Annotated in this window: 19 protein-coding genes and 4 pseudogenes; 16 read left to right on the top strand and 7 right to left on the bottom strand. The window is 41.8% G+C overall.

All coding sequences use genetic code 11. The annotated features are described in order from the left end of the window. Window positions 1-83: 83 nt before the first annotated feature. The 10 genes and pseudogenes from H5647_RS14430 to H5647_RS22210 all read left to right on the top strand — a co-directional run. Complete coding sequence (locus tag H5647_RS14430; RefSeq protein WP_045859537.1) at window positions 84-518, top strand: hypothetical protein; 435 nt, start codon at window positions 84-86, stop codon at window positions 516-518. 648 nt (window positions 519-1,166) lie between these two features. Next, entirely contained in the window at window positions 1,167-1,607 is a 441-nt protein-coding gene (locus H5647_RS14425; RefSeq protein WP_045859535.1) for a hypothetical protein, read from the top strand. A 121-nt stretch (window positions 1,608-1,728) separates the two neighbouring features. Further along, entirely contained in the window at window positions 1,729-2,145 is a 417-nt protein-coding gene (locus tag H5647_RS14420) for a hypothetical protein (protein WP_045859533.1), read from the top strand. Window positions 2,146-2,275: 130 nt separating this feature from the next. Further along, entirely contained in the window at window positions 2,276-2,704 is a 429-nt protein-coding gene (locus tag H5647_RS14415; RefSeq protein ID WP_162926401.1) for a hypothetical protein, read from the top strand. A gap of 126 nt (window positions 2,705-2,830) precedes the next feature. Next, window positions 2,831-3,397, top strand: a complete 567-nt coding sequence (locus tag H5647_RS14410) for a hypothetical protein (protein WP_045859529.1) — start codon at window positions 2,831-2,833, stop codon at window positions 3,395-3,397. Window positions 3,398-3,516: 119 nt separating this feature from the next. Continuing rightward, complete coding sequence (locus H5647_RS14405) at window positions 3,517-3,891, top strand: hypothetical protein (protein ID WP_045859527.1); 375 nt, start codon at window positions 3,517-3,519, stop codon at window positions 3,889-3,891. A gap of 144 nt (window positions 3,892-4,035) precedes the next feature. Further along, complete coding sequence (locus tag H5647_RS14400; RefSeq protein WP_045859526.1) at window positions 4,036-4,416, top strand: hypothetical protein; 381 nt, start codon at window positions 4,036-4,038, stop codon at window positions 4,414-4,416. A 111-nt stretch (window positions 4,417-4,527) separates the two neighbouring features. Beyond that, a complete protein-coding gene (locus tag H5647_RS14395) occupies window positions 4,528-5,214 on the top strand; it encodes a leucine-rich repeat domain-containing protein (RefSeq protein ID WP_052692089.1) in 687 nt (228 codons plus the stop codon). Between the two features lie 143 nt (window positions 5,215-5,357). Continuing rightward, on the top strand, window positions 5,358-5,690 hold the full coding sequence (locus H5647_RS14390) for a hypothetical protein (protein WP_045859524.1): 333 nt from the start codon (window positions 5,358-5,360) through the stop codon (window positions 5,688-5,690). 156 nt (window positions 5,691-5,846) lie between these two features. Continuing rightward, window positions 5,847-7,168: pseudogene (locus H5647_RS22210) on the top strand (transposase); the annotation flags it as partial. A gap of 64 nt (window positions 7,169-7,232) precedes the next feature. Here H5647_RS22210 and H5647_RS14380 read toward each other — a convergent pair. Further along, window positions 7,233-8,257, bottom strand: a pseudogene (locus H5647_RS14380) (IS5 family transposase). Window positions 8,258-8,344: 87 nt separating this feature from the next. Between H5647_RS14380 and H5647_RS14375 the strand changes: the two are divergent. The 4 genes and pseudogenes from H5647_RS14375 to H5647_RS14365 all read left to right on the top strand — a co-directional run. Continuing rightward, window positions 8,345-8,560: pseudogene (locus H5647_RS14375) on the top strand (transposase); the annotation flags it as partial. Window positions 8,561-8,632: 72 nt separating this feature from the next. Next, window positions 8,633-10,111 carry an SIR2 family protein gene (locus tag H5647_RS14370; RefSeq protein WP_236074904.1) on the top strand — a complete coding sequence of 493 codons (1,479 nt, stop codon included), beginning with the start codon at window positions 8,633-8,635 and terminating at the stop codon, window positions 10,109-10,111. Next, window positions 10,108-10,452 (top strand): hypothetical protein, encoded by a 345-nt coding sequence (locus H5647_RS22205; protein WP_236074903.1) that lies wholly within the window; start codon window positions 10,108-10,110, stop codon window positions 10,450-10,452. The genes H5647_RS14370 and H5647_RS22205 overlap by 4 nt, the downstream gene beginning before the upstream one ends. After that, entirely contained in the window at window positions 10,409-12,193 is a 1,785-nt protein-coding gene (locus tag H5647_RS14365) for an ATP-binding protein (RefSeq protein WP_328286799.1), read from the top strand. Before H5647_RS22205 ends, H5647_RS14365 begins: the two co-directional genes overlap by 44 nt. A gap of 16 nt (window positions 12,194-12,209) precedes the next feature. On the opposite strand, the gene H5647_RS14360 is transcribed toward H5647_RS14365, so the two are convergent. The 3 genes from H5647_RS14360 to H5647_RS14350 all read right to left on the bottom strand — a co-directional run bounded on the left by H5647_RS14360 (window position 12,210) and on the right by H5647_RS14350 (window position 15,900). Beyond that, window positions 12,210-13,157, bottom strand: a complete 948-nt coding sequence (locus H5647_RS14360; RefSeq protein WP_045859518.1) for an IS30 family transposase — start codon at window positions 13,155-13,157, stop codon at window positions 12,210-12,212. Between the two features lie 773 nt (window positions 13,158-13,930). After that, a complete protein-coding gene (locus H5647_RS14355) occupies window positions 13,931-15,001 on the bottom strand; it encodes an IS91 family transposase (RefSeq protein WP_052692088.1) in 1,071 nt (356 codons plus the stop codon). Further along, window positions 14,998-15,900 carry a tyrosine-type recombinase/integrase gene (locus tag H5647_RS14350; protein ID WP_045859516.1) on the bottom strand — a complete coding sequence of 301 codons (903 nt, stop codon included), beginning with the start codon at window positions 15,898-15,900 and terminating at the stop codon, window positions 14,998-15,000. Before H5647_RS14350 ends, H5647_RS14355 begins: the two co-directional genes overlap by 4 nt. Before the next feature lie 249 nt (window positions 15,901-16,149). Here H5647_RS14350 and H5647_RS14345 point away from each other — a divergent pair, with 249 nt between their 5' ends. Together H5647_RS14345 and H5647_RS14340 are read left to right on the top strand one after the other, a co-directional pair. Further along, window positions 16,150-16,872 (top strand): hypothetical protein, encoded by a 723-nt coding sequence (locus tag H5647_RS14345; protein WP_045859514.1) that lies wholly within the window; start codon window positions 16,150-16,152, stop codon window positions 16,870-16,872. Between the two features lie 184 nt (window positions 16,873-17,056). Beyond that, a protein-coding gene (locus tag H5647_RS14340) for an IS3 family transposase (RefSeq protein WP_236074902.1) occupies window positions 17,057-18,270 on the top strand; the annotation gives its coding sequence in 2 pieces (ribosomal slippage) (window positions 17,057-17,306 and window positions 17,306-18,270; 1,215 coding nt in all). A gap of 451 nt (window positions 18,271-18,721) precedes the next feature. Here H5647_RS14340 and H5647_RS14335 read toward each other — a convergent pair. The 3 genes and pseudogenes from H5647_RS14335 to H5647_RS14325 all read right to left on the bottom strand — a co-directional run. Then, the gene (locus H5647_RS14335; protein ID WP_045859509.1) at window positions 18,722-19,729 is read right to left on the bottom strand and encodes a CobW family GTP-binding protein; all 1,008 of its coding nucleotides are present in this window, start codon (window positions 19,727-19,729) and stop codon (window positions 18,722-18,724) included. Window position 19,730: 1 nt separating this feature from the next. Next, on the bottom strand, window positions 19,731-19,931 hold the full coding sequence (locus H5647_RS14330) for an SEC-C metal-binding domain-containing protein (protein ID WP_082087068.1): 201 nt from the start codon (window positions 19,929-19,931) through the stop codon (window positions 19,731-19,733). 45 nt (window positions 19,932-19,976) lie between these two features. Then, window positions 19,977-20,303 (bottom strand): annotated as a pseudogene (locus H5647_RS14325) (phosphoribosyl-AMP cyclohydrolase); the annotation flags it as partial. Window positions 20,304-20,339: the final 36 nt, after the last annotated feature.

The raw sequence follows: 20,339 nt of genomic DNA, 5'->3' as shown, positions 1-20,339 counted from the left end.
ACGCTTCGTTTTGGGGTGGCTGCGCCACTTTACCCCAAAACTACACTACAACCAAAACGCAAATGACAAAGGCGTTAGCATCTATGAATAAGTTTTGGTTCGTAATTCTGTTTTTGATTTCTGGTTCCGCTTTTTCGGAAAGTACTAGGGATCGTGATAATCGTAAGCTTGAAGTTACATGGGAACTTACTGATGAGTCATGGGTTAAATTTGAGTGTGTAACAATCAACCTGTCGTCGGTGGCGCAGTATCGTAATCTTGAATTCTCTGGTATTAATATGTTGCTCAAATCTAGTGGCGAGGGGGTAAGTTATGTTCCTCTTAGTTCTAAAAGAGATTCCACAATGTATCGCGCACAACCTTGCTTAACTTTACACGCTCTAAAAGAAGCAGTATTTCACTTTATGTATAAAAAAGGTGGTAAAGAAGGCGGCGTCGCACATGGCATTTTAGTCGGGCAGGATTTATACCCAAAAGCTAAGGAGCTAGTGTCGTTCTACACTAAGGGAGATCGTTAAATGCTAACAAGTTTGTCAACAGGACATTTTTTGCTACGCTCCGTTTTGCGGTGGCTTCGCCACTTTACCGCAAAACTCCACTACACAAAAAATGCCTGTTACAAAGGCGTTAGGCATCAATAGCTATGAGCTGGGAATCACATCCATATAAAAACCGAAAGAACTTAATTGAGCTTGTGTTCCAATACCCTGTATGGATTATTCTTTATGGGTCAGGCCTCATATTTCCCTTTGTCGGATTTACGTGGCTAATCTATGGTTTGGGCTGGTACATAAGCCCAAAGTTATATCCTCTGCCTCATTCGGCCTTGTTTGAATTAATTGCCGAATATTTAATTTGGGTAAGAACGAGCTCTAATTACTCGTATCTAAAGAAGAAATTAATCATAGTTATATTGTCAATGGTATGTGTTGTTGTCATTCCATTGGTGTTTATTTTTTACTTTCAGTTTCTTTTTGGCTTGTGGTTCGGAGATCAATTGTATTGGTACAAACAGTTAGTAGGAGGTTAATGCCTAACAATGCCCATCAGGCTCGCCCGCAAGCGGGCTGGACCTCCGTTTCGGCGCTTGTTTTGCGGTTGTCGCTTACGCTACCGCAAAACATTCGCCTCCACTGCGGCCCCTGTGGGCGGCGTTAGGCTTTGCCATGAGTCAAATTCGGTATTTAATTATTATTCTCTTACTGGGCGTATCTATGGTCTCGAAGTCTGAGTCAGAAATGAGCTTCAACTGTGACGAACCCAAAAAGCAACTGTTTGATGGAGTGTCAATAACACTCACTCACTGTATAGACTCTTCTGGCCCAGATAGTGATGGAGCCTATGGATTTTATTATGACTATGAGACTATTATTTTTGAGTTGGGGAATGAATCCGTATCAGGTAAAAGGTACGCAGATACGCCTGAAGAGGCATCCTTGATACGTATAACAGACTTAAGCGGAGAACGATTACTCGAAACTTCTGATTTCAAAAAAGAACTAGTAAAAGTATCGGTTTCTTACCTAATTGTGAATGGTGCTAAATCAGTACAGTACTTAGATCAGTCTAATACCATTAGTGGATATAGCGAGGTACCTAGTGAATAAGCCTAACAAAAAGTTCAACCTGACCTCCGCTGCGTCGTTTGTTTTTGTGGCTTCACGCTACGCTACCACAAAAACAAACAACACCGCTTCGGCAGGTTAACTTGGCGTTAGCTTAAATCGAATGAAGAAAATATTTTCAATTCTACCATTTTCAATACCTTTTTTATGCTGGGGTGCTCTGAGTGTTTGGTATTTGTATCAGGGTAATGTATTTTCAGCTTCGCTAGCATGCTTACCTTTTATCGCATTCATATTTTTTATAATTTCGCCACATAGTGGGCCTGGGAACTTTGCATTTACTAAGCAGATGGGGCCAGTGCGGGAGGAAGATGAAACTGAGAGGCAGTACCATCTTAAAATGGCTAAATGGTGGCTTTATGGTTTTACTACAGCTCCTTTATCATACTTAATGATATTTTTTTTCGAGCAATATGTTGGTTTGGTAGTTGTGTTCGCCTTGCTAGGCACCATGTTTGGTATTGCTTGTTTATTAAAATTTGTAGGTAGTCTATACAATGCAGTACGTGCAAAAAGCTAACAAGGCCAGTCAGCATCGCCCACTGCGTGGGCTGGACAGCTTACACTCCGCGCCTTTTGTGTTTGCTGCGCTCTTAACACAAAAGGCGCTCCATGCAAGCTGCCGCTGCTGGCAACGTTATGAGTACACCATGAATAAAGCTCTTATAATTTTATTGCTATTTTTTCCGGTAGGTTGTTTTTCGGCGTCGTGCACAAACTTGCCTTTTTATGGGTATACGGATTATGAAGGCGAAGAGTACGCTTTCTACGCATCTCATAAAGACTTAGAAGGGGTGCCAACCTGGGGTTCGGATAGCGAGGAGCCACCGCTTTCGGTAGGTAAGGCAACAAAGATTGCAAATTTATGGGCATCTAAAAATAAAATTCAACTATCACTTTTTTCCGTAATGTTTATGCAGAGGGAGTGTGTGAGCCTAAAAGGACATTGGGTGTATTTGTTTATGTATCAGTCAGAAGAGCCTAGTCACAATAAAGAAGATGGCTTTGTAATGGTAGGTGTTCTTCAAAATGGGGCGTTGTTACTCCCAGAGAAAACGCATGTTACGAAAAACTCATAACAAATGTAGTCACCGGACACAAATTGCTGCGCGCCTTTTTGTGTATTCGCTACGCTCAATTTTACACAAAAAGGCACTCCGCAATTTGTGCAGGTGCTACAGGCGTTAGAACTCTGAGGAAAGCAAATGGAAAAGGCACATGATTTGTCAGCAGGATTATTAAGGCAAAGAAGAAACCTAATCCTAACTTGCTCCGCCCTTATATTCTTACACTATGCTCAAGCTGAAATAAACTCCTTCCAAATTCTTGGGCTTAGTGCAACTTTTAAACGTCCTGAAGTCATCATTCTTGGCCTTAAATTGATGACCATGTATTTTAGTTATCGGTATTGGCTTTACTTCATTCAAGAACCTTCATTTGGAATTAAATTCGAGTTTTATAGAAGGTTGAACCAATATGCGAACAAAAAAATCACTAAGTTGCGGGATGATGAATATCCCGATGGGAAGGGACTTGAGTTATATGAGGACCTTGGTGTTAGGAAATCAGGGATATTTACCTGGAGCATTATGGTCGGCTCAGAAAAAGATGGCGTAGGTGGCGAAAATACAGGCTATTTATCCGTTTCCATGAGTCAAGTTTGGTGGCAGTCTTTAAAAGCAGGGGTCTTAGCTATAGTGGCCAGAAGCTTTTTCACTGACTACATTTTTCCACTCATATTAGCGGTCTTTGCAATATATGTATCACTTTAAGAGCTTAGTTCTAACAAACCAAGCCAGTACGCCAGCAAAGCTGGCAGGACAAATTTAACGTTGCTTCGCAACTAAATACAAAATTTGCCTCTGCTTAGGGGCGTTATGCAGGGCAAGTAATGAAGCACGGCGTATTTATAATTTCTCTTTTTCTTAGTGGTTGTGCTAGCTATAAAATCGAGACATCTAGTTCTTTTGATTTTTCAAAGATTAAAGATGATAATCGCGAAAAAATTGAAGTCATCAAGCTTAATGATTATCCTCAGGGAGGTCAGTGCTTTGAGCCAATGCTTTTTGTCTTAACCCTTGGTTTGATTCCAACTCATTGCGTTGATGACTATGAGGTGAAAGTTGGTAGTGTAAGTGTTGGGGAGGCTAAGGCAACGTACATGTCTGGCTGGATACCATTATTTCTACCGATTCACCCGAAATGGAAGTATGGCGGGAATCCAAATATTTCAGAAGACTTAGTACAAAAAATTGAGAATCAGTAAATTGCATAACAAAGCAATCTACCCTCGCCAGCAAGCTGGCTGGACCTCCACTACGTTGTTTGTTTTGTGCTTTTCAGCTACGCTGGCACAAAACAAACAACTACGTTACGGCCGGTAATTGCGGCGTTATGACTTAAGGCAACTATGAAGTATATTTTCCTTTTCTTTGTTTTTTTATCCATTAATACATTCGCGTGTATTGTTGGGCCTGTTCAGCTTAATGTTTCCGAACCCAATGGCTTTAACTTCGTTGAGAAAGAGTCTGAGTTTTACGAATCGGTCACCGAAATTAGTATTACAGCCCCATTAAAGTATAAGGGTGAACCCTTTGAGCTAGGAATCTATTCAATAAGCCTAAATGGAAAGTTGGTTGGTAAATCTATTCATTCATCAATAAATGAATCAGGTGTACCTGAATTCCTTGGGTATGTAAGCAATAAACCTGGTTTTAGCTACAGTGTTTCGTTCTTGTATGGTGAGGGTCGGTGTAAATCTTATGAGTTTACTGCTAGCAATGAAAAATAGTCATAACAAAAGTAGCCAATTGACCTCCGTAAGCTGTCTTGGTTTTTGCAATAAGACGCAAAAACACAAGCCAACTTACTCCGGCAATTGCTACTGGCGTTAGGGCTCAGTATGATTCCAGAAGAAATCACATCCCATGATCTCTATCGAGAGAGATATCATCATACGGAGATTTATAGAAAAATATCTGAAGTCGCCAGTGACATAGAGTATCTTAACTTTTGGCGGAAGGGAAATTCACACGTAGGTATTAGCAATCTAAAGAAGATTAATCACCTGACTGCTACGGCAGTAAACAACTCATTCTTTAAAGAAATATGTGAATTAAAATCTCTGGATAGTTTGGTTCTCGCAAATATAGACATAGACTGCCTAGACAAGCTAAGTCAATTGCCAAATCTTAGATATCTAGCATTAGAAAAACTAAAACCATGTGATGGCCTTGAGGGGTTAGCACTGCTACCAAGGCTTGAAAAGCTTTGGATAACTGAATCAAAAGACATTACTGATTACAGTTTTATAAAAGGTGCTAAATCCCTAATTGCCGTAGGGGTCGAAGGTGCTATTTGGACAAAGCAAAAAGTAGATTCGCTCGAGCCATTTTCTGAAATGCCCATGCTTGAAGCGCTATTCATGGCTTCTGTACAGCTAAAGGATAAGAAATTAGACTACGTAGCATCGAACCCAAAACTTAAATACTTTTCTGTAGCACGCTTTGCACCTAAATCGAGTTTTGAAAATTTGTATAAAATAAGACCCGATCTAGTTTCTCAATGGTTTGAGCGTTATGATGACTGATCCCGCCCTAACAAGGCGCATCAAGCACGCCACTTCGTGGCTGGACCTCCACTGCGTCGCTTGTTTTGTGGCTTAACGCTAACGCTACCACAAAACAATCAACTACGTTCCGGCCCTTGTGCGCGGCGTTAACTGGCAATCGTATGAAAGAGATACCTTTGGGCTCCATAAACTCAAGCTTCTATGAGAAAAACGGGGAGCTGTACTATAAAATATCCCCAATAGTTGGCCTTCAATCTTCAGTTTTTGGCGACTTCAAGGTTTCTGAATCTACAGTTTTAAAGTGCAGCGATAAAAACCTTACTTTCAGGGTTGGGCTTAGTAAAATTAATATGACATTTAAACCTTTTAGTCCGGGGTTCGAGAAAGTAAAGGTTACTAAATATATTATGGGTTTTCTGCCGTTAGGTTGTCAGTTCTGTGAAATTTCAGCTGCAAATAAAAAGTATTTGTACGAGCAATTCACAAGCAGTTAACAAGTTTATAAAACATCGTTACGGCCACAAAAACAAATGGCCTACACTGGACGCGCAAAAAGCCGCGCGCCGTTTATAAAAGCGTTCAGGCTGTAGAAAAACTCTCAAAACAAGGTATTTTTTGATAGAATGGATCTCAAATCGGAGGAGATCACTATGCGCAACTTCAAAAAGCATAATTACAACCAAGATGCCATGGTGGTAATTAATTTTGAGCAGCAGATAAAGCCTAATACCTTCGAGTTTACTGTTTCCCACCTAATCGATAACCACATTGACCTCTTTGCGTTCTATGATCATTACAAAAATGACAGTGGTGGACGTTCTGCCTACGATCCCGCAATACTGCTAAAAATAATTTTGTTTGCCTATTCGCGTGGAATTACCTCCAGCCGGGATATTCAGTGGGAGTGCGAGACGAATATTATCTTTAAAGCACTTTCTTGCGATTCCGTTCCTCACTTTACCAGTATTGCTAACTTTGTTAGCCGCTACCCAAAAGCGATAGAATCGGTATTTGAACAAGTGCTCCTAGTGTGTGACGAGCAAGGTTTAATTGGCAATGAATTACTTGCTATTGATGGTTGTAAGATGCGATCAAATGCCTCAAAGGAATATTCTGGCACCTTAAAAGAGCTGGGTCAGAAACGCGATAAAATTAGAAAACGAATCCTGCAATGCTTAAAAGAGCACAAAAACTTAGATGCTCGAAAACCCACTGAGCGCGATACCAAAAGAAAAGTTGCACAAGAAGCCGAAACACTTAAAAAGCAATTTGAAAAAATCAACCAATTCCTAAAGACAGCCAGCCCACGGATGGGCCAAGCTAAACGGCCAAAAGAAGTTAAAAGTAATATCACGGATAACGAGTCCGCGAAGATGACGACCAGCAAAGGCACCATTCAGGGATACAACGGTGTGGCTACAGTGGATAAGAAACATCAAATTATTGTGGATGCCCAAGTCTTCGGCGAGGGGCAAGAACACCATACCCTTAAGCCTGTATTGGAATCCATCGACAAACGCTATCGTCGAATGGGCATGCATGAGTCGATATTAAAAACGGACATTGTCGTCACCGCCGATACCGGATTCTCAAACGAAACTAATGATGCTTATCTACAAGAAGAAGGTATAAACGCTTACATTCCTGATAATCAATTCCGCTCGCGCGACAAGCGCTTCCGTAATCAAAAAGCCAAACATGGAAAGCGCCATCGCGATACCGTGGTAGGCATTAAATCCGTAATCCCTTCAAGTGAATTTACCTTTAACAAAAAAGAAAAAACATGCCACTGTCCAGAAGGTAATGAGTTGTGGTTAAAGAATGAAATCGATGACGGCAATGGAAAAATAAAACTGTTCTTCGAAGGTAAGTTAACGGACTGCAGACACTGTCCGATAAAAAAAACTGCATGCGTAATCCAGAATCTGCGGACACACGTGAGGGACATGGCCGACAGGTATCAACTACCTATAGGAACATCTGATTAACCCGAGAGTTCCTACAAACGTTATTTAAATCTATAAGCACACAATATTTCAGCTAAATATTAACGTTTTCTTATCGCCATTGAGGCGATAAGCCGTTTTCAGGCGTACCTCGCCTGTTAAATTGTCATTAAATGACGTCTAGCCAAAAACAAATTGGTTAATGCACATTTCGTAAATACCGCTTGTGCGTTTTTAGCCAAACCTTTATAACGCACTTTGCGAAAACCAAATTGATGTTTGATTACACCAAACAAATGCTCTACCCGTGGTCGAATTTTTGACTTGTTACGATTTTCCTGGCGCTCTTTATTTGTAAGTGGGTGATTGCGACGACCACGCTTATGAGTAAAGTCTTTGGCATGTTGTGCACTGGCCTTTATTTGCGATTTTTGTCCCGTATAGGCCGAGTCACCATAGACGCGCCGCCCCTCTCCATGAAGTAAATCCCCAAGTACTTGTGAGTCATGAACGTTCGCGGACGTTACCCGTACGGAATGGATTAGCTTTGTTTGACTATCAACGCCAATATGGGCTTTCATACCAAAATACCATTGCCCCCCTTTCTGAGTAGATTTCATGTCGGGATCTCGTTGACGCGCTTTGTTTTTGGTCGAGCGTGGTGCATCAATAATCGTGGCATCCACAATGGTGCCGCGGTTGAGCTTAAGGCCATTTTCTTGAAGGTACGCATTCACCAACCGAAATAACTCACCGCCCAAATTATGACGTTCCATTAAATGACGAAATTTACACATTGTTGTTTCATCAGGAACAGGCTCTTTGCCCAAATCGATACCGACAAACTGTCGCATAGCTCGTGAATCATAAAGTGCTTCTTCGGCACTTGGGTCAGACAATTCAAACCAATGCTGCAAGAAATGAATGCGTAGCATGCGCTCTATACCAATCGTTGGGCGCCCACCCAAGCTGGATGCCTTGGGATAAAAGGGTTCGATCGCTTCACAAAGCTCTTCCCAGGGAAGAATCTCGTTCATTTGATCCAGAAATATCTCTTTACGCGTTTTCTTGCGGTATTTTTCAAATCCACTGGCTTCAAGGCTTTGTTGTTTCATATCATTCGGGCTTAAGTTATGAGGTGTTTTTATTATCGCATTTTTGATAGGTTAATCAGAGGTTCCTATACAAACGGCAAGACACCTAGCGATTGGATGCGTAAGCGCGTTGATAGTAAAAAAGGAAAGCTGTATTACAGTCATCGAATGTCAGTTGTGGAACCGGTTTTTGGAAATATCGGTACGAATAAAGGATTAAATCGCTTCTCATTACGCGGTAAAGAGAAGGTGCAAGGGCAGTGGTATTTATTTAGTTTGATACACAACATCGAAAAGATTAAGAATTACGGAAGAATTGCTTAAATGCACAGACATATCCACAAATACGCGATGCTAAATCGCATAATCGTGATTATGTTAATGAAATCTGCTTAAATGGCAGGCAATGAAATAATAAATATAAGCTTATGGATAACTGATTGTGGATTATGTTTTTCTACAGGCTCGTTAGCTCCTATTCAGATCTCACCATTTAATAAGGATGTATATAACTTGACTCAATACCTAAAATTAGGCGATGACCAATCTCCAGTACAATTGGACGCGCATGGTGATAATGGTGCTTTTAAAGTTGTTGGCGACTGTGTTTGGGCAAAAGCTGAAGATGAAATTACTCCAGACTTTATACGATCAAGAGTAGAGCCTTGGCTAACTGCACTCTTTCAATCAGAGCACCTTAATTTACTTGTCGGTGCTGGCCTTAGTGCAGCCGTGCAGGAATCTGCAACAGGGCAACCTCCACAAGGTATGGGGTGGATAGAAGACTTAAAAATATGTAGGTCTGAAATTAATGCTCATGTCGAAAAAGCAGCAACAGCTGCTGGTAGAAACAAAGGAAATATTGAAGATCAAATACGATCACTTAATGAGTTAATTAAAGGTATAGAAGTTTTAACAGCATTGGACAGACCAAATCAGAAATTATTGGATGGACTTGAGCAGTTACAGAAAGAGTTATCTCGGGCTTTAAAAGAATTTTCGCGCTCCATAAGCCATGGTGAAAATCTTATTAGAAACTCAGATTCAGACTTGAAAACTGAAACATTTAATTATTTGGTTAATTTTTTAATGAGCTTTTCAAGTCGAACTGCGACGCGTGATAGATTGCATATATTCACAACTAATTATGATCGAATTTTAGAAACAGGGGCCGAAATAGCTGGCCTTAGATTAGTCGATCGATTTGTCGGTAGTATTGCGCCAATCTTCAGATCATCACGTTTAGAGGTTGATTATCATTACAATCCACCTGGTATACGTGGCGAGCCAAGGTATTTAGAAGGTGTAGCTCGTTTTACTAAACTTCACGGTTCATTAGACTGGTATGCAAACGAGGGGGCTATAAGGCGTTTTGGGCTACCTTTTGGAGCGGCTTCTGTCGAGCCATTTTTACAAGTCGAAGGTGCTGGTACAGCTAACTACCAGCAGTTGATGATTTATCCAAATTCAGTTAAAGATCGTGAAACATCAGAATACCCCTATGTAGAGTTGTTTAGAGATTTAGCATCAGCAACATGCCGCCCAAATAGCACCCTTGTAACCTATGGCTACAGTTTTGGTGATGAACATATAAATCGAGTTCTTACGGATATGCTAACAATACCCTCAACGCATATCGTGATTATTGCCTATGCCGATCCGCTTGGAAGAATCATGAGTTTCATAAAGGATAGCGGGCGTCAGGCTCAAATATCTTTATTACTTGGTGATCATTTAGGAGGCCTAAAAACACTAGTCGATTATTACCTTCCTAAAGCTGCAATAGATCGCACGTCAATTCGTATGGCTGAACTTTTGAAATCAAGAGGTTTATATCCTGCAGCAATTCAAAGCACAATTGGTGATGAAGAATGAGCTCGCTGCCCATTGAGCAAGGAGAACAGTTAAGAGTTGGTACTGTAGATTTTGTTTCGCCAAATGAAATTAGAGCAGTCCTCGATATCGATTCACCAGATTCTGTTGCCTTAAATGCTGGAACACCAAGAAACTTCCCAAGAGTAAACAGTTATGTTTTAGTCTCTTGTGATAATGGTTATTTGGTTGGACAAATTGAGTGGCTTGCCGTTGAGCGTTCGCCTTATCCTAAACAAAGGGATATCCAAGATTTTGGTTTAGTTAATCTACCTTTCCCACAGAAAAAAATCAGTTTAAATCCGGTCGGGACTCTCAAGCGAATTTCAAAAAAAAGGTGTTGATTATTTCAAATTTCAACGAGGTTCGGAATCATTTCCTTCTATTGGTTCTGCTATCTTACTGCCGACGGATTTTCAACTTAAATCAATTGTTGAGTCTGGTAATAATCGAAGAGTTACCATAGGGCAAAGTCCACTTGCAAATAATGCAAATGTTGCAGTAGATCCAGATCGATTATTTGGTAGGCATATTGCGGTACTTGGCAATACTGGTAGTGGTAAATCCTGTTCAGTTGCTGGCTTAATTCAATGGTCGTTAGAAGCGGCAATGAAGTCAGATAAAAAGCCTAATGCTAGATTTATTGTGCTTGATCCAAATGGTGAATATGCACGTGCTTTAGGCCCCTCTACAAAATTTAAAGGCCGAGTATTTAAAGTCGAAGCAGAGCAAGGTGAAAACCAATTACAAGTGCCTTCATGGCTTTGGAATAGTGCAGAATGGGCATCTTTCACACAAGCAAGCCCAAAAGTTCAACTGCCGTTGTTGAAGCGTTCCCTAAGAGCTATGAGAAATGAAGAGTTTGAATTTAATACCAATTTAGATTTGGAGGTTAAAAAGTATCTCGGTACGATTCTTGTTTCTTTGAGAGCGGATAAGTCTAAAGGCGCCGCTGCACTTAATAGTTTTCCCGGTGTAAAAAATCTTTTGGCTAAAATAGATGCTTGGCGTCAAAGCATTGAAGAGTACCAAGCAAATTTAACTACTCCGCACCCAGATTTAGACCAACTAATTGTTGATACTCAAAGTTATTGTAATCAAAGAAGCGGGAAATATCCTGATTACAATGCGACAGTCGCCGAAATTGATACTCTTATTAATGGAATAGTAAGATCATTTCTTAGTTTTGGGGGTAATGAAGATGAGCTTCTTCCTAAAAGTGAAGATATACCAGTACCCTTTGAGGGGGGGAATTTAGTAGCCTATTTAGAAGCTTTAGCACAAGAAAACGGTAGTGAACAGTATGTAGAGTATTTAGTTGCTCGAATACGCACCATGCTCTCTGATACAAGAATGAAGCCTATCACTAATGATGCAGAGCAGAGAGTTGATTTAGCTAAGTGGTTAGAAAGTTATATAGGTAAGGATGGAGCTGGTGAGGATGACAGCTGTGTTTCAATTATTGATCTTTCTTTAGTCCCAAGCGAAATCACCCATCTTGTGACTGCTGTTATTTCAAGGATTATCTTTGAATCATTGCAACGCTATAAGCGACTATATAATAAATCTTTACCAACAGTTCTTGTGGCTGAAGAAGCGCATATATTTATTAAACGCTATCGTGATGACACTGAAAATCAGGATGTTGCAGCTGTTTGTTGCCAAGTATTTGAGAAAATTGCACGTGAAGGAAGAAAATTTGGGCTTGGAATGGTGATTTCCTCGCAGCGCCCTTCGGAATTATCACCTACGGTTTTATCTCAATGTAATACCTTTCTATTGCATCGGATTAGTAACGATAGAGATCAAGAGCAAGTGCATAAAATGGTACCAGATAATTTACGTGGACTACTCCGTGAGTTGCCTTCTCTGCCATCTCAACATGCAATACTTATGGGTTGGGCATCTGAGCTTCCTGTTTTGGTTAAAATGAAGAATTTAACAAAAGAGCAACAGCCACATTCAGACGATCCTGATTTTTGGGATGTTTGGACAAGAAAAGATGAAGATGGAAATGTAGTTGAGAGAAATGCTGATTGGGATGAAGTAGTTAAGGAATGGCAGCAGACCCAGGTTATCAACTGAAGTGCAATGAAAGTGATTAACGAACATAGACTGCCTCCGGTGTTTCCATATTTAAACATTTTCTAGGTCGTCGGTTAAGTTTCATTGCAATTTTATCGCAATCCTTTTGAGTTATGCTCTTCATTGATTCTCCTTTAGGTAAATATTGTCGTATGAGACCGTTGGTATTTTCGTTTAACCCTCTTTCCCATGAGTGGTAGGGGTTGGCAAAGTAAAATGTTGAGTTAGTGACGTCTTCAATTTTTTTGTATTGATGAAACTCGGTACCGTTATCAGCGGTAATTGTTTTTACCTGATTAACCTGTTTTTTGATTAGCTGAATAACTTTTCGATTTAACTCGTCAGTCGTACGGTTCCTAATTTTGCCAATGATCGTGTATTTACTTTTTCGTTCAACTAACGTGACAATTGAATGTTGATCGCGTGAACCATGAACGGTATCAATTTCGAAATGACCGATTCGGCTCTTATTTTCTGCCCCTAGAGGTCGCTCAGAGATATGGGCCTTATTGGCTAAAACGCCTCTAGAGTCAGGGCTTCTATATCTTTTTCGGCGTTTCTTGCTTGATTGACGTAAGTGCTTATAGAGATCCCCTGAATAAAACATGTTGTACCAAATATAGCGATAAATGGTCGAATGGCTGATTGATAATATATTGCACTTCTTAAGCCACAAGGAAACTTGTTCTGGGCTCCAATCGAGGCGTATTAAGGCGATGACCATCTGAAGCTCGGTATCATTGAATTGCCATTTACGACGAGACTCCCTCCGTATTCGAGAGGTACGTTTTACTGCTCGCGCTGCGCAGTATTTACCGTCTGGGCGACGATTTCGTTTTAACTCTCTGGAGATCGTGCAAGGATCGCGGCCTAAGGCCCGTGCAATATAGGCTTGAGATTTACGTTGCTTTAAATAGGCCGCTATAGTATATCTTTCATCAGTGGTGAGCTGGTGGTACATCATGAGGCTCCTCTTCTTGCCGGTCGAGAAAAACCATGAGTATCCCAGTTCACCCTATATAAAGGAAGATGCAGGCGCGTTGCACTTACTTTGCGAATTCGGCGTGTATAACAATCAAATCTTGCGGAACGCCTTACGCTTCGCTTCAGTCGTCCGCAAATTTGGGCGTTAGGTGCACAATTATGCTCATGGTTTTAAATATATGAATAAAGCCGATGAAGACATTATAAGGATATTAAAAAACGTTTTTCAGCTCCGAAAAATCGACCCTATGGTGTCTGATCACAATACACGGATATGGATGATTCGGTCTTTCTTTGTGTTGTCACTACTATGTATCGTCTTGAGAGTATTTTTGGCGTTCGAGGGTAGGGAAATAACGGCAGAGATTTCAAAATTCATAAACACCCCAATCGCATTTTTCTTAACAATGCTTTTCTGGCACCTTAACAATGAATCAGAAAATTCAAGCTTCATTATGTTTTTTCTTACTTGGGTCGCATTAATGCTAGGATTTTATGTTTAATTATTTAAAGCACCTAACAAATAAGGATATGTCGCGCTTGCCGCGACATATCTCATTGTTGAACAAGCCCGTGGTCGAGCTCTTTATTAGTAAATAAGTCGATAGGAGGTGTTTGTAATAGTGCCGGTTTTTGTCGGCACTATTTTTGTTGGGCGAACAGAGTCCTCACCCAGTAGGTGATTAAAAATCACTGCGTCATCGTGTAGTGGTTCTCCTATTTAAATGGCTTTTTTGTTACTTTATTCGTGCGCTAGCGTGGGGATGGTTTAAGCCAGTGCCTACCTATTACATTCATTATTGAGTGACACTTGGGGCACATCATTCGCTTTTTCATTTGAGGCTCTTTCTGTGTGGTGTTCTCAATATCCACTTTTAGTATCCACTGAACAATGCGCAATATACGCTTGGCGTTTCCATGTAAGAAACCGTAGTCGCGCGCTCGCCTAAACCCTTTGGGTAATACGTGTTGAAGCAAAAGATACAAAAAATCTTCGCCCAGTAGCGTGCGGGTTTTTCTTATCTTTGTTTTGCTATCGATGTATTGAAACGTAATGTGGGTGCCGTCGTCGGCAACGATATTGGTGTTGGCGATTACTCCGCGGTATAAGTACCGCGATAAGTATTGCAGCGCCTCTTTACCTCGTCCGACCTTAGTGCACTGAACAATCCATTTCTTAGGTGATTTATGAGGTGGTAGCCCCGCATCATTGAGTGCCTTTAAAAAGACTCCTCGGAATACCTTGGCGAGGGCTCGGCCGTTAAATAGGTATTTGCCTTTTAGCTTGCGCCATTCCTTTCGGCGGCGGTGCAGGCCACCACCAGGAATGACAATATGAACGTGAGGGTGGTAGTCGAGACGTCGTGAGTGAGTATGCAATACTGCGCACATGCCCAGTTCTGCCTCAAAGCCTCGCTTATTTAGCCCGAATGTCTTTAGAGTCTTCGTCGCCGATTCGAGTAAAAGCCTGTATACCGTTTTACGATGGGCTTTTGATAGGGCTCTTAACTCGCTTGGCAACGTAAAGGTCGCCATGTAGTAATCTACGGGCAGCTGTTTTTGTAATTGCCGTTCAAGCCAGTCTTGAGTGCTGCCATATTGGCATTGATTACAGGCCCTATGCCCGCATGATTGCGGAATGTTTTGGCTGTAGGGGCAAGAAGAACAGGTTGTGCCTAGTTCGCCATACTGCCCTTTACGACAACCGGTTATGGCGTTCAAGGCCGACCATTGATCTTTGTTAATCTTGGATCTATAGCGAGGCTCAAAACGGGTTCGATACTTTTCAGTGATAGCTTGTAGGGTGTGCGCTGGCGTACTCATGCTTGGCCCCACAAAATACGCAGCTTGTTCATGAGTGCGTTGATGCGTTTGCCCGCATTAACGTCTGTGTGATTGGATAGCTGTGTATACAAGGCTGTAGTCTTTGGGCATTCGTGCCCCATTTCATGCTGAATAGAGCGTAGGCCTACACCGGCTTCTGTCAATAGCGTACCGTAGCAGTGCCGCAAGCTATGAATGGTGATCGCTTTACTAATACCTACGTCTTTTACAATGACCTTAAAAGACTTCTGAAGACCGCCTCGGTCCATGGCGGCTGTTGCTGTATGCCGCTCCTGAGCGTCGCGTCCACGCGGAAATAGGAACCTAGGGTGGCGGTGTGTTGCCCAGTAAGCGCGTAAGGTCTGTAGTGTTGACTGCGGCAAGGTGACGTAGCGATCTTTCTTACCTTTAGCGCATCGAACGTGAACCTTCATACGCTCACTATCAATATCGCCAACCTGAAGGTTCAGGGCTTCAGCAAGACGAAGCCCCATACTAAACGAAGTAAAGATAAAGGCCTGAAAGCGTAACTCCCGGGTACCATTCAGTAGGCGTTCGAGTTCTTTTAGCGTTAACACATCGGGAAGGGTTTTGACTTTAGGTGGCCGAACAATCTCGACCCAGTTCCACTCTTTTTTGAGTACGTACTTATAGAAGAATTGGAGGCCATTGCGATCGACTTTGACGGTAGACCATGAGTGGGTGCGAACAAGGGATTCGAAATAGGCTTCGAAGTGTTCTTGGGTAAGGGTATCAGGCGGGCAGTCGAAAAACGCTGTAATACGCCTAAGGGCGCGAGAATAAACATCGATAGTTGTATTGGCTTTGCCTTGCCGTTTCAATGCGCTAACATGCTTGCGGTACAGTGAATCGAATCGTTTTTGCTGTGTTTTGTTCATTAGATATTCCTCTCGTTAACGAGCGGGCTTGCTCGGAGAGGAATTATCTAATACATAAGGGTTTTAACTTTGCCGCGTAGCGGCTTCGTTCAACAAGTTGCTCAAACATCGTTCCGGCCACGAGTGGCCTCCACTGGACGCCCATTGCTACGCTTCTTTTGTGTATTTGCTTCGCAAATTATTGCACAAAACAAGCTACGCACTGTGCGCCGTTTAGCAAAGCGTTAGTAAACAATCAGGAAGTTATGTATGAAATTTAAGATTTTAATAGTTTTAGCCTTATTGAGCGCTAATGTTCTAGGACAAGATTTCATGGAGGAAGAAGTGATTGTTACAGGCATTAGGGCGTCAGCTTCTGAATTGCCAGGCGTGACATTAAAAAAGAAAGGTGATTTTTTACTTCTGAACGTAAAAATAGTTAATGACACTCGCGATTTAGAGGAAAGAAAATCTGAAATATACAAAACTATAAAGACAGCGATAGCGTTAGCAAATAAGGACAAGAGCATACAAATTAGCGTTGCTCAAGGTAACCTTGTACTACCACTAACAAAAAGTAACTACGAAATAGATTTGGTTAAGGGTAAGCGTCAGGATACTAGTGAGGCGCAAATTACATTTAAAGCCAGAATTAATGAAAATATGTCTGATGCTAGTAGTTTAGTTGTCAAACTAAAAAAATTCGTAAAATCCGTTCCAGTCGTAGGCCGCGTAGAATTAATACCTCTTAGTGAGGTTAACGTTAGCGTAGTAAATCCGGCCCAATACCGTAATGAAATACTTGGCTTAGTAGCTGAAGATATTAATTTTATTACAGATAAGCTGGGGCAAGAATATAAGGTGGTTCTGGAAGGTATTAATCAACCAGTAATGTGGAGTCGTGCCGGTCCTTTACACTTATCTCTTTATATTCCGTACTCATACACGGTGGTGCCAGAGTCAATAAAAAGCATTCTCCCCGCAGACTATTGAGTGCGTAAATTACTAACAAGTGTATGCACACGACAAAAACTGCGTCGCTCCGTTTGTGTATGGGCTTCGCCCATTTTACACAAACTACACGCCACAGTTTTTGCGTGTGATACAAACTGTAGTGGTCTAATAGCACCGGACACTTTAATGAGAGACAATATTAGTCAACAATTAAGGTGTCATTATGAGTCAGAAGCGTACTTACAAGCAGTACCCGAAAGAGTTTAAGGAAGAGGCCGTTGCGCTTGTTCGAGAACAAGGCTATTCCGTTCCTGAGGCCGCTAAATCGTTGGGTATCGCAACCAACATGCTCTACAAATGGAAAGAAAAGGTGGAGTCTAGTGAGGCAGGTGAAGTGCTGGCCGAGGATGAGAGAGTCGAGCTTAAGCGCTTGCGCAAGGAAAACAAAGAGCTGCGCATGGAGAAAGAGATTTTAAAAAAGGCCAGCGCCTTCTTTGCGAAAGAAATGAAGTAAAGTACGATTTCATTCAGACTGAATCACCTCGCTTTCCTGTAGTTATGTTGTGTCGCGTGATGGGCGTTGGGAAAACGTCCTATTACGATTGGCTTAAGCGCCCAGGCACAGTGATAACAAGCGATACCTTGCACCTACACCGTAGGATGAAGTGGCTTTTCGAGCAGAGTCGCAATAGCCTGGGTAGTCGCGAGATGATGAAGAAATTACGCGAAGAAGGCTTTCAGATTGGTCGTTATCGGGTTCGTAACTTGATGCGCAAGCTTGGCTTAAGGGTCACTCAGCGAACCGCCTATAAAGTGACAGCTAAACGCAAAACCTCGGATGCCGTAGCCGACAACTTGCTGAATCAGAATTTTAACCCAGTGGGGCCGAATCAAATTTGGGCGGGCGATGCCACTTACCTGAAGACCGGCGAAGGTTGGATGTATTTGGCGATTGTTATGGATTTGTACTCGCGTCGAATTGTTGGTTGGTACATTGATAAGCGCATGACAACTAATTTAGTGAGCAAGGCCCTGATAAAGGCCTACAACCTAAGACAGCCGCCTAAAAGCTTAGTTTTTCATAGCGATAGAGGCTCACAATATACCAGTAAGCGCTATCGAAAACTTCTAGCGGCTTACGATATGCGGGCGAGTATGGGAGACGTTGGTGCCTGTTGGGATAATGCGGTTGTTGAACGCTTCTTCGGAAGCCTTAAACACGATTGGATATTTAAGATTGCGCAGCCGACAAGAGCGCACATGAAGACTGACGTGGGCAAATATATGCGCTACTACAATGTACATCGTTTTCATTCGGCGAATGAAGATTTATCGCCAATAAAATACGAAGAATCCAAGTATGTGCTGCAAAATGGAAGAGTCGGTTCTGCTCGAATAGAGCAGGTTCGACACTTCGATTCTGCAGTCAACAAGTGAAGCGCGTTAGCAGGGAATTTATAAAAAATAGGTGTCCGGTTTTACTTGACCAGAACATGGGGTGCGTGCCGGTAGGTTTAACGAGATTGAGGTTTAGTGAAGAGGTTAATGGCAGTAGTATCGTTTTGCCACGTCCAGTGGTTCGAAATAAGATCGTTTTCAGCAGACGAAAGCTATGCGTTTAGTTTTAGGTATACGATTTTAGGTGGTGTTGGAATCGGTCTTCGTGAAGGTGAATAAACTATTGAAAAAATAGATTGTATAAGTAAGTTGATACGTTTATTGATTATTTTGTTGGTTGTTTTTCCTACCGATGGCTAGGCGTTGTTCGGAAATAGTATGAAGGTAGAAAAAATATTGTAGTTACCCTCGTAGCAGGTGAGTCATATGTTGTTATGAGGCGCTCTAAACGAAGGTTGTATAATCGTTTTTCGCGTGTACGATCGGCTAATTATTTTACCACGCACTGCAATAAATCAATCTCATTTATAGATTCGCCATTACGGGCAATAATTTCAATACGGCTTTCTATGCAATCGTCCAGCTCAAATTCTGTTAACGCATCCGCGGTGGCATTGTAAGCAAAAACCCCTTCATGAGTAATAAATACAGCCTTGATACGTTCAGCGCGAATTCCGCTTAAACAACAAAACAACAGCTGCCTGTCAAAAATTTTATCAGGTGAAAATCGCCAGCCAGTAGATTGATAGCCTTCACCTGAGTTTTCAATTTTTAAAAATCCATCTTCAGGCAATGGCGTATTGTTACTGCTGGGACGTGGGGATTGATGATTGTGATGGTGGTGTAGATTAATAGCCTTCGCTGTTTCCGACGAACCTTTCAATATCGACGGATCGATTTGGCCATGGCGTGAAAATATTACCGACATTTCTGGGTGTTTACGGTCGGCAACATAATTGTTCAAAAGCGTTTGATCTCCTGCTTGATAGAGGTCTTGCTTATTGCCAACAATAACATCAGCGATATCAATTTGTTGATTGAATGTGTTGTGTTCTGTGTAACGGGTATCGTGTAATTTTCTGGCGTCAATGAGTGTTATGCATTTTTGAATATGCAATACATCGTGATAATGGCTGGCGCTTAATACTTCGAGTACTTCTTTAGGGTGGCCAAGCCCTGTTGGTTCGATTAATAATCGGTTAGGCTTTGCGCGGGTGAGTAACTGATTGAGGGCAATCTGCATAGGCAGGCCCGACGCACAACACATACAGCCTCCTGGCACTTCACGAATAAATACACCATTCACTTCGGCGTGTTGGCCTTGAAATAAACTGCCATCCACACCAATTTCGCCAAACTCATTCACCAATACAGCCCAACGTTCGCTTTCAGGTTTAGATTTGAGCAGGTGCAAAATTGCGGTGGTTTTTCCTACGCCTAAAAAGCCGGTAATGATATTGGTGGGTACGGCAGAAAGGTTATGTTTTTGCGACGCCAAGTTAAGCTCCTTTATTACGGTGCCCGCAGCACTTTTTAAATTTTCGACCGCTATCACATGGACAGGGTTTATTTCTACCTACTTTTGGTGTCAAGCGAATAGTAGGGCTTTGTGGCGCGCAACAACTAATATTGCTACAACAGTGTTCATTGTTAGTCTCTTCTGACTTGTTGATCAAATTATTGCCATCAAATACAGTCATAATAGTTTATACACCGGGTAGTTGATGAATACGACTTTGTGCGTATCAAGAGATAATTATTGTCTGTTTGTCGTTATCAACCGTTAGATAAAAGCAACCGGCACGCTTAGTATGACAAGCAGGTCCGAGCTGGTCGATACGGCATAGAATAGAATTCCCGTCGCAATCAAAAGACATAGATGCGAGTGTTTGGGTATGTCCACTTGTTTCACCCTTTATCCAAAGATGCTTTCTACATCGAGACCAATAATAGGTCATGCGTTTGGTTGATAACGTGAGTTCCAGTGCATCCTTGCTCATCCATGCAAGCTCCAGCACTTGAGGGCTTTTGGCATATTGGGTAACGACCGAAATTAAGCGTTGCGCGTTAAATGTTAATTGTGAAACCTATTTTTGAAGAACGATGGT

It is taken from the genome of Teredinibacter purpureus (genome assembly GCF_014217335.1).
Taxonomy (GTDB): domain Bacteria; phylum Pseudomonadota; class Gammaproteobacteria; order Pseudomonadales; family Cellvibrionaceae; genus Teredinibacter; species Teredinibacter purpureus.
This window is presented reverse-complemented; position numbering and strand designations above follow the sequence as displayed.

Coding starts and splice junctions, on each gene's coding strand:
- H5647_RS14410 (WP_045859529.1), top strand. CDS start 2,831: ATGGAAAAGGCACATGATTTGTCAGCAGGATTATTAAGGCAAAGAAGA.
- H5647_RS14430 (WP_045859537.1), top strand. CDS start 84: ATGAATAAGTTTTGGTTCGTAATTCTGTTTTTGATTTCTGGTTCCGCT.
- H5647_RS14360 (WP_045859518.1), bottom strand. CDS start 13,157: ATGATGTACCACCAGCTCACCACTGATGAAAGATATACTATAGCGGCC.
- H5647_RS14415 (WP_162926401.1), top strand. CDS start 2,276: ATGAATAAAGCTCTTATAATTTTATTGCTATTTTTTCCGGTAGGTTGT.
- H5647_RS14330 (WP_082087068.1), bottom strand. CDS start 19,931: ATGACTGTATTTGATGGCAATAATTTGATCAACAAGTCAGAAGAGACT.
- H5647_RS14350 (WP_045859516.1), bottom strand. CDS start 15,900: ATGAACAAAACACAGCAAAAACGATTCGATTCACTGTACCGCAAGCAT.
- H5647_RS14420 (WP_045859533.1), top strand. CDS start 1,729: ATGAAGAAAATATTTTCAATTCTACCATTTTCAATACCTTTTTTATGC.
- H5647_RS14405 (WP_045859527.1), top strand. CDS start 3,517: ATGAAGCACGGCGTATTTATAATTTCTCTTTTTCTTAGTGGTTGTGCT.
- H5647_RS14395 (WP_052692089.1), top strand. CDS start 4,528: ATGATTCCAGAAGAAATCACATCCCATGATCTCTATCGAGAGAGATAT.
- H5647_RS14425 (WP_045859535.1), top strand. CDS start 1,167: ATGAGTCAAATTCGGTATTTAATTATTATTCTCTTACTGGGCGTATCT.
- H5647_RS14400 (WP_045859526.1), top strand. CDS start 4,036: ATGAAGTATATTTTCCTTTTCTTTGTTTTTTTATCCATTAATACATTC.
- H5647_RS14370 (WP_236074904.1), top strand. CDS start 8,633: ATGGCAGGCAATGAAATAATAAATATAAGCTTATGGATAACTGATTGT.
- H5647_RS14355 (WP_052692088.1), bottom strand. CDS start 15,001: ATGAGTACGCCAGCGCACACCCTACAAGCTATCACTGAAAAGTATCGA.
- H5647_RS14345 (WP_045859514.1), top strand. CDS start 16,150: ATGAAATTTAAGATTTTAATAGTTTTAGCCTTATTGAGCGCTAATGTT.
- H5647_RS14390 (WP_045859524.1), top strand. CDS start 5,358: ATGAAAGAGATACCTTTGGGCTCCATAAACTCAAGCTTCTATGAGAAA.
- H5647_RS22205 (WP_236074903.1), top strand. CDS start 10,108: ATGAGCTCGCTGCCCATTGAGCAAGGAGAACAGTTAAGAGTTGGTACT.